This is a genomic window from Streptomyces fulvoviolaceus (genome assembly GCF_000718165.1).
Lineage (GTDB): Bacteria > Actinomycetota > Actinomycetes > Streptomycetales > Streptomycetaceae > Streptomyces > Streptomyces fulvoviolaceus.
Genome location: NZ_JOEY01000004.1, coordinates 150,446 through 163,609, shown reverse-complemented (window position 1 = coordinate 163,609; position 13,164 = coordinate 150,446). Strand labels below are relative to the sequence as shown.

The 13,164-nt window shown below is 67.8% G+C and carries 10 protein-coding genes, 1 tRNA gene and 1 pseudogene; 10 read left to right on the top strand and 2 right to left on the bottom strand.

Annotated elements, in window-relative coordinates:
* Positions 1-5 precede the first annotated feature (5 nt).
* From IG08_RS0105765 to IG08_RS0105750, 4 genes are all read left to right on the top strand, one after another.
* Complete coding sequence (locus tag IG08_RS0105765; protein WP_234342811.1) at positions 6-923, top strand: bifunctional DNA primase/polymerase; 918 nt, start codon at positions 6-8, stop codon at positions 921-923.
* A gap of 178 nt (positions 924-1,101) precedes the next feature.
* On the top strand, positions 1,102-2,646 hold the full coding sequence (locus tag IG08_RS0105760) for a YfjI family protein (protein WP_234342810.1): 1,545 nt from the start codon (positions 1,102-1,104) through the stop codon (positions 2,644-2,646).
* Positions 2,647-2,978: 332 nt separating this feature from the next.
* Positions 2,979-3,149 carry a helix-turn-helix transcriptional regulator gene (locus tag IG08_RS0105755; RefSeq protein WP_030596990.1) on the top strand — a complete coding sequence of 57 codons (171 nt, stop codon included), beginning with the start codon at positions 2,979-2,981 and terminating at the stop codon, positions 3,147-3,149.
* The gene (locus tag IG08_RS0105750; protein WP_030596989.1) at positions 3,146-4,588 is read left to right on the top strand and encodes a tyrosine-type recombinase/integrase; all 1,443 of its coding nucleotides are present in this window, start codon (positions 3,146-3,148) and stop codon (positions 4,586-4,588) included. Before IG08_RS0105755 ends, IG08_RS0105750 begins: the two co-directional genes overlap by 4 nt.
* Positions 4,589-4,637: 49 nt before the next feature.
* Here the strand turns inward: IG08_RS0105750 and IG08_RS59950 are convergent, their stop codons facing one another.
* Positions 4,638-5,684, bottom strand: coding sequence for a Swt1 family HEPN domain-containing protein (locus tag IG08_RS59950; protein WP_030596988.1), 1,047 nt, complete (start codon positions 5,682-5,684; stop codon positions 4,638-4,640).
* Positions 5,685-5,947: 263 nt separating this feature from the next.
* Positions 5,948-6,019, bottom strand: a tRNA-Arg gene (locus IG08_RS0105740).
* A gap of 239 nt (positions 6,020-6,258) precedes the next feature.
* On the opposite strand from IG08_RS0105740, the pseudogene IG08_RS0105735 reads away from it, so the two are divergent.
* From IG08_RS0105735 to thrB, 6 genes and pseudogenes are all read left to right on the top strand, one after another.
* Positions 6,259-6,784 (top strand): annotated as a pseudogene (locus tag IG08_RS0105735) (response regulator).
* Positions 6,785-6,871: 87 nt separating this feature from the next.
* Positions 6,872-7,840, top strand: a complete 969-nt coding sequence (gene nrtL, locus IG08_RS0105730) for an ArgS-related anticodon-binding protein NrtL (protein ID WP_030596986.1) — start codon at positions 6,872-6,874, stop codon at positions 7,838-7,840.
* A gap of 16 nt (positions 7,841-7,856) precedes the next feature.
* Complete coding sequence (lysA, locus tag IG08_RS0105725) at positions 7,857-9,248, top strand: diaminopimelate decarboxylase (RefSeq protein WP_030596984.1); 1,392 nt, start codon at positions 7,857-7,859, stop codon at positions 9,246-9,248.
* Between the two features lie 156 nt (positions 9,249-9,404).
* Positions 9,405-10,697: a homoserine dehydrogenase gene (locus tag IG08_RS0105720; protein ID WP_030596982.1), complete on the top strand. Its 1,293-nt coding sequence runs from the start codon at positions 9,405-9,407 to the stop codon at positions 10,695-10,697.
* A 6-nt stretch (positions 10,698-10,703) separates the two neighbouring features.
* Positions 10,704-11,762, top strand: a complete 1,059-nt coding sequence (thrC, locus tag IG08_RS0105715) for a threonine synthase (RefSeq protein ID WP_030596980.1) — start codon at positions 10,704-10,706, stop codon at positions 11,760-11,762.
* A 245-nt stretch (positions 11,763-12,007) separates the two neighbouring features.
* Complete coding sequence (thrB, locus tag IG08_RS0105710; RefSeq protein ID WP_030596978.1) at positions 12,008-12,952, top strand: homoserine kinase; 945 nt, start codon at positions 12,008-12,010, stop codon at positions 12,950-12,952.
* Positions 12,953-13,164: the final 212 nt, after the last annotated feature.

Genomic DNA, 13,164 nt, shown 5'->3' with positions numbered 1-13,164 from the left:
CCAGCATGACACCTGACCGCACGACCATGCCGCCCCACGGCGTGAATCTGACCGCGAGCCCTCACCTGAAGACGGCCCTGGAACTCGCCGCGGCAGGCGTGCCCGTCCTGCCGCTGCGAGCCGGGAAGGTGCCGTTCGGGAACTGCCGGACATGCGCGCATGGCGCGTGCGGCGGACGCCCGCACATGAAGAGCGCGGGCACCTGCCACTGCCCCGCGGTCTGCCACGCATGGGCCGCCGCAACCACCGACACCACCGTGATCACCTCCGACGCATGGGCGTCGGCGTGGCGGCAGGCTGCGGCCGTCGCCTACCACCCCGGAGGCGCCGGGCTGACGATCGTGGACCTCGACAACGCGGACGCGGTCGCGTGGGCGCGGCAGACACTGCCCCGGACCCGGACCGTGCCGACCACCCGCGGCGAGCACTGGCTCTACCGAGGGGCGACGCGGTCGGCCAACGCCGTTCGGCCCGGCGTGGACGTCAAGTCGCTCATGCAGTACGCCCGTTGGCTCGGACCCGGCACCGGCACCATGGCCGCTCTGCCGCCTGCCGTCCGCGCCCTGGTCGTGAAGGAAGAGACCACCCCCGCCCCGGGGGAGGTGGTCTCTTCCCTCCCCGAGCGCGCCACGTGGGATCGGACGGTGGCCACCGGCTGCCGCCACACCGACGACTACGTCCGCACCGGCCTGGATCGCGGCCTCGCTATGGTGCGTGCCCGCACCGAATCCGGGGCCGCCTCACAGGCGTTCGGCGTCGCCCGGTTCCTGGGAGGCCAGCACGCACAGTGCCCCGGACCGTGCGGACTGGACGCCATCGGCCGGCAGATCGTCGCCGCGGCCGTCTCCGTCGGCGTACCCGAGGACTACGCCCACCGCGCGGTCACCAACGGCCTCCAGACGGCCGAGGAGAGTGCGGAGTGACCATCAAGCCCCGAACTCCCTCCAAAGAGGCGCAGAACGCCGTACAGCGCGCATCACGGGCGGCCGGAGGCGACCGAAAGGACGTCGCCGAAGGCGTCCGCACTGCCGTTGGTCCCGACCCGCACAGGGACGACGGCCGCCGCCCGCTGTTGAACCCCCTCGAAGGGAGGGCAGCCTCATGACCACACACCCTGTGGACAGCCCCGACCTGTGGGCCGGACTGCCCACCCTCGACGAACCGCCCACGCCAGTGTGGGAGGACCCCGTTCCCCTCGCCGGACCCCGCAAGCTCACCGCCTTCCCCGTGGGCTCGCTGCCTGGCTGGCTGCGGGAGTTCGTGGCCGCGGTCGCCGAGGAGACACAGACCCCCGTCGACCTCGCCGGATGCATCGCCCTGTCCGTGCTCGCCACGGCGGCCGGCGGCCGGTCGGTGGTGCAGGTGCGCGGGCACTGGCGCGAGCCCACCAACCTCTACGTCGTCGTCTCGCTGCCACCCGCCAACCGGAAATCCGCCGTGTTCGGCCTGCTCACCGATCCGCTGTATGAGGCGGAACAGAAACTGCGCACGCTGATCCAACCGGCCATCGTGGAAGCCGAGATGACCGCCCGGCTCGCCAAGGAAGCGGCCGACAAGGCCACCGCCAAGGCGGCATCCGCGAACGCGGACGAGCGGGACGAGATGGTGGCCACCGCGATCGCGCTGGCACAGACCGCGGACCACGTCACCGTGCCGGCCAAACCGCAGTTGCTCGCCGACGACACCACCGCCGAAACGGTCACCTCCCGCATGGCGGAGCAGGGCGGCCGGATCGCCGTCATGTCCGCCGAGGGCGACATCTTCGACATCATCGCCGGACGCTACTCCGGCAAGCCCAACATGGGCGTCTTCCTCAAAGGCCACGCCGGAGACCGCCTCAAGGTCGACCGGCAGACCCGCGAGGAATACATCGAACACCCCGCCCTCACCATGGGCTTGTGCGTCCAGCCTCAGGTCTTGGACGACATCGGACGCCAGGACGGATTCAAGGGCCGCGGCCTGCTCGGCAGGTTCCTCTACTCGGTTCCCGAGTCGCTGGTCGGCCGCCGCAAGATTGAACCCGACCCCATCCCCGAGCAGGTGATGGAGACCTACCGGCGCCACGTCCTCGACCTGACGCTGTTCCTTGCCGAGTGGACCGACCCCGCCCTCATCCAGCTCACCCCCGAGGCGGTCGCCACCCTCACCGCCTTTCAGGCACGGGTGGAACCGATGCTGGAAGCCCGCGGCGGCATCATGGGCCAGATCGGCGACTGGGGCGGCAAGCTGGTCGGCGCCACCGCCCGTATGGCCGCCCTCCTCCACCTCGCCGAACACCTCACCAAGGGACACACCGTGCCGGTGGCGGAAGCGACCATGCGCGACTCGATCGCACTGGCCGAGTACTTCATCAGCCACAGCCTCGCCGCGTTCGACTCCATGGGCGCCGACCGCATCGCCGAACGGGCCCGCACCGTGCTGGAAGCCCTGCGCACCCACGGGTGGCGCGAGGTCAGCAAGCGGGACCTGATGGTCAAGCTCTCCCGCTCCGAATTCCGCACCGCCAACGACCTGGACCCCGTGTTGGCCCTGTTGGAAGACCACGGATACGTGCGAGCACAGGCCGTCCATCGGACCGGAGGACGCGGCCGGCCACCCTCCCCCCGCTACCTGGTCCACCCCCGCCTGACCGACCAGACCGCCTGACCCCCGCCACAGAAACCACAGAATCACAGAAATACCCTCGACAAGCCCCTGACCAGCACAGACAGCCGCGTCAGGGGCTTGCAGTGCGCTGCCACAGAAACGAACCGAGAAGCCACAGAAATAAGCGGGCACCGGCTGCACCGGTCCGGCCGCTTATTTCTGTGGAGCTTTCCGCGATTTCTGTGGCAGCACGCACCATGCGGCATCGCCGCAGGTCAGACCCGCAATCCAGGGTTTCTGTGTATTTCGTGGTTTCTGTGGCGGCTCTCGGCTGGTCCCACCCCTTCCCTTGCTCTCTCGCCCAAGGAGGAGTCGTGGCACCCCGCGACGAGATGCTGACCATCCCCGAAGTGATCGAAGAGATAGGTGTACCGCGAGCGACGTTCTACCGCTGGCGGCAGTACAAGAAGGGCCCGAAGTCCATCAAGCTCCCGAACGGCGCGGTGCGAATCCGGCGGTCCGAACTCAGTCGGTGGCTCCAGACGCTGGAGGAGAGCGCGTGACGAAGGACACCGACAGTGGGGCCGAGCAGAACAACCGCTCGGCCCCGGAGGGGTTTTCGCTCGATGTCCGCCTGTGGAAGGTGTCCAAGGCGCAGAGCAAGACCCGCCCCTACCAACTCCGTTGGAAAGTCGGAGGAAGGGTCAGTAGCGCCACCTTCGCCACGGTGGCTCTCGCAGAGAGCCGTAGATCTGAACTGTGGCAGGCAATGCGCCGTGGCGAGGCATTCCGCATCACGGATGGTCTGCCTGAGTCCGAAGTACGGGCGGAGATCAGTGCGGAGCAAGTCCGTGAGGAACTGCCCTGGTTCGCGTTCTGTCGCGAGTACATGGCGATGCGCTGGCCGACGGCTGCGGCCAAGACGCGTGAGGGCATCGCCGACGGGCTTGCCGCGGTGACGCTGGCTCTGGTGGAGCAGGAGCAGAAGATGCCGTCATCGGAAGAGCTGCGCCTCGCCTTCCGATGGGCGGTCATTCCCAAGAACGCCGAACTTGACCCGCCGGAGGAACTTGAAGACGCCTACGGGTGGATCTCCAAGAAATCGCTTCTCGTCTCATCGTTGGAAGACCCGAAGATTCTTCGCGATGTTCAGTATCGGATCTCCTTCAAATTGGACGGAACCCCCGCGGCGGGGGAGACCTCCCGTCGCCGCAGGCGCGCGCTCAACACCGCAGTTGAATACGCCATCGAGCGCAAGCTCCTGACGGAGAATCCACTCACCGCTATCAAGAGGGTGAAGAGTGCTTCATCGGACCGTGTGGACCCCCGCGTTCTCGTGAACAAGACGCAGGCTGCTCAACTCCTCGCCTCGGTCTCGTACGTCGGGACATGGGACCGCAAGAAGGGGCGTCGCCTGGTGGGCTTCTACGCGGTCATGTACTTCGCGGGGCTCCGCCCGAGTGAGGCCGTGGGTCTCAGGAAGGCTGATTGCTTCCTCCCGGAGAAGGGGTGGGGCGTTCTGACGCTTCACGACACACACCCCGTGTCGGGCAAGCAGTGGACAGACAGCGGAGAGCGCCACGACAAGCGCGGCCTGAAGTCGAGGGAAGCCAAGGAAGACCGGCCGGTCCCGATTCCTCCGCCACTCGTGGCCATGCTTCGTGCCCACGTGGCGGAGTTCGGCACGGCCAAGGACGGGCGGCTCTTCACGAACGAGCGGGGCGGTCTCGTGGGCAGCAGCACGTATTGGCGCGTGTGGCGGGACGCTCGGGAATACGCGCTCTCGCCGGACCTTCAGGCATCCATCCTCGGTGGCCGGCCGTACGACCTGCGGCACACCTGCATCACCACGTGGCTGAATGCTGGCGTGCCCGTAGCCGAGGTCGCCCGGAGGGTTGGCAACTCACCCGAGGTGATCCACCGTGTGTATGAGGGGTGTATCTACGGTCAAGAGGAACTGATGAACCAGAAGATCGAGAAAGAACTCGCTTGGTCATTCTGATCTGCCAATTGCTTGGCGGTGAGGCATCATCGGATAGGGCGCCCCACCGTCAAGCCCCAAAGATTGAGATCGGCACGGTGGTGTCGTCCACAATGTTCCATCCGGAATTCATCTCGATGCGGGGGTCCAGGTGGATGCTTCGCATCGGGGATTCGAGGAGCTCACGCTCGCTCTTTTCGCGCCTAGAGCGTAGGTTCAGAAGTACCGCGTCGAACGCTTCCCCGATAGCGTCGGCTACTCGATTGCTGTCATCAACGGCGGGGAAGGTGAAGGCTACCCAGCCGCTATCTAGGAGCATGTGAACGAGTAGTTGTCTTGCGTTGCGGTTGAGATAGCTATCTCGCCATAGCGCGGATGGACGCGGCTCTCGGTCGCGAAGATGAAAGGTCGCCTTCCATAGAAGGCCAGTGCTACCACTGATTGGATCTCCACTTGCGGGGGCAGCTGCGTAAGGGCGAACCGTGTAGGAAAGGCGGAACACTACGTCGTACTGACGATCGGCGTGCTGGATAAGCCTTTGTGCTGTTGAGTGCTCTCCTCGAACCCAAGCAGCTACAACCGGATCAGCCAAATTAGAGTCTGGGTAAAAGTCGCGATTATATGAGGCGTAAGCGGTGAATGCTCCTTTTTCCAGATCCCGCAATGTCTGCTCAAGCCGGTTTAGATCGTCACTGTGGGGGCGACGTAGATGGCCGAGGCGGTGGCGAATCGCTAGCAGCTCCGAAGTCCGAGACATGAGGACTTCTTTGTTCATCAGCGTTGGCTCGACCAGAGACCAGTTAGCCTCGAGTAGCGGAAATAGTTTTCCGACGTCAAGGTAGCTCAGCGGATCTTCCCAGTCCGCAGTAGCCATGTACTGGAGAGACTCGTCTCTCTGCTGTCTGGTGGTCGCGCTCTGGCCGATGTGGTTCACCCAATCGATGCCGTGAAGTGCGCGGAGTTCTACGTAGATCAAGGATCTTAGGTAAGTTTCCAGTTGCCACCAGCGTGAGTACAGGGCAAGGGTTTCCTCGGGCATTCCACTCGAATACAACGCCTGATCGATGGCTGCCTTCGTGCTGAAGGAAAATCGCTGCCATGTGCTGCGGGCCCGCATTTGCGCTCCTCCTTGCGTAACGGCTGCCTGTGGGGAGGGTAGCCGTCAGCGTGTGCGTCGGCCCTGGGTTTTGTGGTGGGGCGCTTCGGTGTCCAACAGGCAGTGCAGTTCAGTCGGCAACCAGGAGGTGCCGTGTCTATCGCAGGTCTATCGCGATCAGCGCGCAACAACGACAAAGAGCGGGACCCAGTGAGACAGGGTCCCGCTCTTTCATGTCGGCATCCGCCCTGGTCAGCGCTTAGTTTCTGCTGATCATCGGCGAGTGCCCCCGGCAGGATTCGAACCTGCGCACACGGCTCCGGAGGCCGTTGCTCTATCCCCTGAGCTACGGGGGCGTGTCGGTCGCGGTGTTTGCGGCGACGGGTAGAACCCTACCAGTTCCATCGGGGTGTTCATGAACGGGTTTTGCGGGGTCGTGGCGAGGTCGGTGGCAGTCCGGACGGGCTGATCGGAGGCCTCTTCGCGGGGCTCGCGTGCAGCGGTCCGCTCGCTGCCGTAGACGAGTGCACGCGCCGCAGGCGACGAGTGCACGCACCCGAAAGCCTCCGCACAGCGGAAGCCTCCCCCGCACGGGGTGGAAGTGGGGAAAACCCGGACGCGGTGGCCGGTCCGCGCCTACTCTCGGAGTTGTGCCAGGCGCGTCGGGTCGGGTGCTTGTTGTGGACGACAACAAGGTCATCCGGCAGTTGATCAGGGTCAATCTCGAGCTGGAGGGTCTCGAGGTCGTGACCGCGGCCGATGGTGCCGAGTGTCTGGATGTCGTTCATCAGGTGCGGCCCGATGTCGTGACCCTCGATGTGGTGATGCCCCGGCTTGATGGGCTTCGGACCGCTGCTCGGCTGCGTTCCGATCCCCGGACCCGTGATCTTCCCCTCGCCATCGTCAGCGCCTGTACCCAGTACGAGGTCGACAGCGGCCTCGACGTCGGCGTCGACGCCTTCCTCGCCAAGCCTTTCGAGCCCGCCGAACTCGTGCGTCTCGTACGGCAGTTGATCGAGCGGAAGCAGGAGGGAAGGGATGGCGGTCAGGAGGACGACCCCGTCCTGGGGAGTGTCCTCGGCTCCGGAGAAACCGAGCGAGCGGGCCGCGCCGGCGGCTGAGCGACGACGACCCGGCTCCGTCCACATCCCGGACCCTCGCCCAAACCGGCTCGCCTACCCACCCCCCTCCTCCCATACGCTTGTCCCGTGACCCCCGTCGAGCTCTCCCGTACCGTGCTGCGCGCGGTGCGTCGTGCTGTCGACGACGGGGAGCTGAGCGTGGCCGTGCCGGAGCGGGTGGCCGTCACCGCTCCCGGGCCCGGCGGCTGCGGCGACTACGCCACCAGCATTGCCCTCCAGCTCGCCCGGCCGGCCGGACAGCCGCCCGCCAGGGTCGCCGAGATCCTCCGGCCCTACGTCCGAGACACCGCCGGCGTCACCGACGTCGTCATCACCGGGCCCGGGTTCCTCAACATCAGCCTGCAGGGGGCCCACACCTCCGCCGCCCTCGTACGGGAGATCCGTCGCCTCGGGCCGCGGTACGGGCACAGCGACTCCCTCGCCGGGCAGATCGTCCCGCTGCGCATTCCGTACGACATCCGTGCCGAGGTCGTCGCCGACGCGCTCACCCGCATCATCGGCTCCCAGGGCGGGCGCGCCCAGGTCATCCACGGCGAGCAGCCCGTCGACCTCCGCCCCGTCCCCGCCCCCGAGGACCCCACCCCCCTCGGCCCCGACGCCGCCCGCTGGGCCCTTCTCCACCCCGCCGCCCACGACCGGCCCCGCAGCACCGACGAGCACCTCGTCCAGCGCGAGAGCAACCCTCTCTTCCGCGTGCGTTACGCCCACGCCCGTACCCGGGCCCTCAGCCGTAACGCCGCCGACCTGGGGTTCGACGCCGAGCCCGGCGACGTACAAAACAGCGTCACCACCCTCCTCGCCGATTACCCCCGCATCCTCTTCGCGGCCGCAACCCACCGCACCCCCGACCGTCTCGCCCGGCATCTCGTCACCGTCGCCGATGCCGCCCTCCCCTTCCTCCTCACCGTCCTCCCGCGCGGCGACGAGAAACCCTCGGCCGCCCACCGTGCCCGGCTCGCACTCGCCGAAGCCGCCGGGACGGTGCTGGCCGGTGGCCTGTCCCTGCTCGGCATCGACGCACCCCAACACCTCTAGAGAGCCAGTCACGAAGATGAGCCGTTCCGCACACCCCGCCGGGCCCCGTCACGCCGATGTCCTTCCCGAGGGCCACTACTCCGCGCCGCCCACCGACCTCAACACCCTTGACCCCAAGGTCTGGGCCCAGACGGTCACCCGTGACGACCACGGCGTCGTCACCGTCGGCGGCATCGATGTGAAGGCCCTCGCCGAAGAGCACGGCACCCCCGCCTACGTCATCGACGAGGCCGACTTCCGTGCCCGTGCCCGCGCCTGGCGCACCGCCTTCGGGCATGACGCCGACGTCTTCTACGCCGGCAAGGCGTTCCTGTCCCGCGCCGTCGTGCGGTGGCTGCACGACGAAGGGCTCAACCTCGACGTCTGTTCCGGCGGCGAGCTCGCCACCGCCCTCTCCGCCGGCATGCCCGCCGACCGCATCGCCTTCCACGGCAACAACAAGTCCGAGGAAGAGATCCACCGGGCCATCGAGGCAGGAGTCGGCCGCATCGTCCTCGACTCCTTCCAGGAGATCGTCCGCGTCGCCCACATCGCCCAGTCCCTCGGCAGGCGGCAGCGCGTCCAGATCCGTATCACCGTCGGCGTCGAGGCACACACGCACGAGTTCATCGCCACCGCCCACGAAGACCAGAAGTTCGGCATTCCGCTGGCCGGGGGACAGGCCGCCGAGGCCGTACGCCGCGCACTTCAGCTCGACGGGCTCGAGCTCATCGGGATCCACTCCCACATCGGCTCCCAGATCTTCGACATGTCCGGCTTCGAGGTCGCCGCCCACCGCGTTGTCGGGCTGCTGAAGGACATTCGCGACGAGCACGGGGTCGAACTGCCCGAGATCGACCTCGGTGGCGGCCTCGGTATCGCCTACACCAGCGACGACGACCCCCGCGAGCCCCACGAGATCGCCAAGGCGCTCACCGAGATCGTGACCCGCGAGTGCGAGTCGGCCAAGCTCCGTACTCCTCGTATCTCCGTCGAGCCCGGCCGCGCCATCGTCGGCCCCACCGCGTTCACGCTCTACGAAGTCGGCACCATCAAGCCCCTCGACGGCCTCCGTACCTACGTCTCCGTCGACGGCGGCATGTCCGACAACATCCGGACCGCGCTGTACGACGCCGAGTACAGCGTCGCCCTCGTCTCCCGCACCTCCGACGCCGCACCCATGCTCGCCCGCGTCGTCGGCAAGCACTGCGAGAGCGGGGACATCGTGGTGAAGGACGCGTTCCTGCCGGCCGACCTGGCACCCGGTGACCTCATCGCCGTACCCGCCACCGGTGCCTACTGCCGTTCCATGGCCAGCAACTACAACCACGTGCTCCGTCCGCCGGTCGTCGCCGTGTGCGACGGCGAGTCCCGTGTCATCGTCCGCCGCGAGACGGAGGACGACCTCCTGCGTCTCGACGTCGGATGAGCGCAATAGAGCCCGACAAAGAAGGGGCGGAAGATCTCCTGTCTGCCACCCCCGTGCAAATGAAATAGATGTCTCACGATCCGGACGAGGGATAGAAACTCCCGTCCGGTGAGTGAGACTGGTCGAACCGTAGACGGTATGAGGAAACGAGGTCGGATGATGCGTACGCGTCCGCTGAAGGTGGCGCTGCTGGGCTGTGGAGTGGTCGGCTCAGAGGTGGCGCGCATCATGACGACGCACGCCGAGGACCTCGCCGCCCGTATCGGTGCCCCCGTCGAGCTGGCCGGTGTGGCCGTACGGCGGCCCTCCAGGGTGCGCGAGGGCATCGACCCCGCGCTCGTCACCACCGACGCCACCGCCCTCGTCAAGCGCGGCGACATCGACGTCGTAGTGGAGGTCATCGGTGGCATCGAGCCCGCCCGCTCCCTCATCACCACCGCGTTCGAGCACGGCGCCTCCGTCGTCTCGGCCAACAAGGCCCTCCTCGCCCAGGACGGCGCCGCCCTGCACGCCGCCGCCGAGGACCACGACGCGGACCTCTACTACGAGGCCGCCGTCGCCGGTGCCATCCCGCTGATCCGCCCGCTGCGCGAGTCCCTCGCCGGTGACAAGGTGAATCGCGTGCTGGGCATCGTCAACGGCACCACCAACTTCATCCTCGACAAGATGGACTCCACCGGCGCCGGCTACCAGGAGGCCCTCGACGAGGCCACCGCCCTGGGGTACGCGGAAGCCGACCCCACCGCAGACGTCGAGGGCTTCGACGCCGCCGCCAAGGCCGCCATCCTCGCCGGAATCGCCTTCCACACGCGCGTGCGTCTGGACGACGTCTACCGCGAGGGCATGACCGAGGTGACGGCGAGCGACTTCGCCTCCGCCAGGGAGATGGGCTGCACCATCAAGCTGCTCGCCATCTGCGAGCGGGCCGAGGACGGGGCCTCCGTCACCGCGCGCGTCCACCCGGCGATGATCCCCCTCACGCACCCCCTCGCCTCCGTGCGCGGCGCGTACAATGCCGTGTTCGTCGAGTCCGACGCCGCAGGTCAGCTCATGTTCTACGGCCCCGGTGCCGGCGGTGCCCCCACCGCCTCCGCGGTCCTCGGCGACCTCGTCGCCGTCTGCCGCAACCGGCTCAACGGCGCGACCGGCCCCGGCGAGTCCGCGTACACCGCCCTCCCCGTGTCGGGCATGGGCGAGGTCGTCACGCGCTACCACATCAGCCTCGACGTGGCGGACAAACCGGGTGTTCTCGCCCAGGTGGCCACCGTCTTCGCCGAGCACGGCGTCTCGATCGATACGGTTCGCCAGCAGGGGAAGGACGGCGAGGCCTCCCTCGTCGTCGTCACGCACCGCGCGTCCGACGCCGCCCTGGGCGGAACCGTCGAGGCGTTGCGCAAGCTCGACACCGTGCGGGGTGTCGCCAGCATCATGCGGGTTGAAGGAGAGTAACCAGCAATGACCCACCAGTGGCGCGGAATCATCGAGGAGTACCGGGACCGGCTGCCCGTCTCCGACAACACGCCGGTCGTGTCGCTCCGTGAGGGCGGCACGCCCCTCGTGCCCGCGCAGGTGCTCTCCGAGCGCACCGGGTGCGAGGTCCACCTCAAGGTGGAGGGGGCCAACCCCACCGGGTCCTTCAAGGACCGCGGTATGACCATGGCCATCACGCGGGCCAAGGAGGAAGGCGCGAAGGCGGTCATCTGCGCCTCCACCGGCAACACGTCGGCCTCCGCGGCCGCGTACGCCGTGCGCGCGGGCATGGTCTGCGCCGTGCTCGTTCCGCAGGGAAAGATCGCGCTCGGCAAGATGGGCCAGGCCCTCATCCACGGCGCGAAGATCCTCCAGGTCGACGGAAACTTCGACGACTGCCTCACCCTCGCCCGTGCCCTGAGCGACAACTACCCCGTGGCGCTGGTCAATTCGGTCAACCCGGTGCGTATCGAGGGCCAGAAGACCGCCGCCTTCGAGATCGTGGACATGCTCGGCGACGCGCCCGACATCCACGTCCTCCCGGTGGGCAACGCGGGCAACATCACCGCGTACTGGAAGGGCTACACGGAGTACGCCGCCGACGGCATCGCCGCCAAGACCCCCCGAATGTGGGGTTTCCAGGCGTCCGGCAGTGCCCCGATCGTGCGCGGCGAGGTCGTCAAGGACCCGTCGACCATCGCCACCGCGATCCGTATCGGCAACCCCGCGTCCTGGAAGTTCGCCCTCGCGGCCCGGGACGAGTCCGGCGGCTTCATCGACGAGGTGACGGACCGTGAAATCCTGCGCGCCTACCGGCTGTTGGCCGCTCAGGAGGGCGTCTTCGTCGAGCCGGCGTCCGCCGCGTCCGTCGCCGGTCTACTGAAGGCCGCCGAGCAGGGCAAGGTCGACCCGGGGCAGCGCATCGTCTGCACCGTCACCGGAAACGGACTGAAGGACCCCGATTGGGCCGTCGCCGGCGCCCCGCAGCCGGTCACCGTCCCGGTCGACGCGGCGACGGCGGCCGAGCGCCTCGGGCTCGTCTGACCTCTGCGAACGGGTAATCCCGACAGGGGGTGCACAGGGGGCTTACGACACGCATCGTGCGCCTCCTGTGCGCCCTATGTCGCCACAGAACCTTCCTTCGATAAGCTGTAGTGAACCCGCCCGTTGCATATGCCTCCGCACATGGAGCATGTGGACGGTGCCGCGCCGTCTCCGTGGCCTGAGGGTCTCCACGTACGTATCGAATGTCTTCGACAATCACGCAGCTCAAGGAGAGTCATCGAGAGATGGCCGGTCCCGCCTTCCGCGCAGCCGCAGTCAGGGTGCGCGTCCCCGCCACCAGCGCCAACCTCGGCCCGGGCTTCGACGCCTTCGGCCTCTCGCTGGGGCTCTACGACGACGTGGTCGTCCGGGTGGCCGACTCCGGGCTGCACATCGACATCGCGGGCGAGGGCAGCGAGACCCTCCCGCGTGACGAGAAGCACCTCCTCGTACGGTCCCTGCGCACCGCCTTCGACCTGCTGGGCGGACAGCCCCGCGGCCTGGAGATCGTCTGCGCGAACCGCATTCCGCACGGCCGCGGTCTCGGCTCCTCCTCGGCCGCCATCTGCGCCGGCATCGTCGCCGCGCGTGCCGTGACCATAGGCGGCGAGGCCAGGCTCGACGACACGGCCCTCCTGGAGCTCGCCACCGAGATCGAGGGCCACCCCGACAACGTGGCGGCCTGTCTGCTCGGCGGTTTCACGCTCTCCTGGATGGAGGCCGGTGCCGCCCGGGCGATCAGGATGGATGCCGCCGATTCCATCGTTCCGGTGGTTTTCGTGCCCGGGAAGCCGGTCCTCACCGAGACCGCGCGCGGTCTGCTGCCGCGCACCGTGCCGCACGTCGACGCCGCCGCCAACGCCGGCCGTGCCGCCCTGCTCGTCGAGGCCCTCACCAGGCGTCCCGAGCTGCTGCTGCCGGCCACCGAGGATCGTCTCCACCAGGAGTACCGCGCCCCGGCCATGCCGGAGAGCGCCGCACTGGTGGAGCGGCTGCGGGCCGACGGAGTCCCGGCAGTCATCTCCGGCGCGGGCCCCACGGTGCTCGCGCTGGCCGACGGCGACACCGCCGACAAGGTCGCCCATCTGGCGGGCGGGGGCTGGGCCGCGAACCGGCTCGACCTCGACGCCCAAGGAGCGAGCGTGCTGCCGCTCGCGACCACCAGTGACACGACCACCGGTGACGTCTGACAGCGACATCTGAACAGCGACATCTGAAAACCGGCGGCGATCGCCGGATTTCGAGAGGGGGAATGTTTGTTGGATCCGGTAGTGTTAACCTCAAGTCTGCACCCGACCCCACCATGGCGAGGTGCTTCACGTCCCCGTCCGGGACAGACATTCTTCCGGGAGCCTCCCAAGCCGCACTGTGTTTCGTACGTCGTACGCGGGCAGTACCTCGT

Coding starts and splice junctions, on each gene's coding strand:
- IG08_RS0105765 (WP_234342811.1), top strand. CDS start 6: ATGACACCTGACCGCACGACCATGCCGCCCCACGGCGTGAATCTGACC.
- IG08_RS0105760 (WP_234342810.1), top strand. CDS start 1,102: ATGACCACACACCCTGTGGACAGCCCCGACCTGTGGGCCGGACTGCCC.
- IG08_RS0105755 (WP_030596990.1), top strand. CDS start 2,979: ATGCTGACCATCCCCGAAGTGATCGAAGAGATAGGTGTACCGCGAGCG.
- IG08_RS59950 (WP_030596988.1), bottom strand. CDS start 5,684: ATGCGGGCCCGCAGCACATGGCAGCGATTTTCCTTCAGCACGAAGGCA.
- lysA (WP_030596984.1), top strand. CDS start 7,857: ATGAGCCGTTCCGCACACCCCGCCGGGCCCCGTCACGCCGATGTCCTT.
- IG08_RS0105720 (WP_030596982.1), top strand. CDS start 9,405: ATGATGCGTACGCGTCCGCTGAAGGTGGCGCTGCTGGGCTGTGGAGTG.
- thrC (WP_030596980.1), top strand. CDS start 10,704: ATGACCCACCAGTGGCGCGGAATCATCGAGGAGTACCGGGACCGGCTG.
- thrB (WP_030596978.1), top strand. CDS start 12,008: ATGGCCGGTCCCGCCTTCCGCGCAGCCGCAGTCAGGGTGCGCGTCCCC.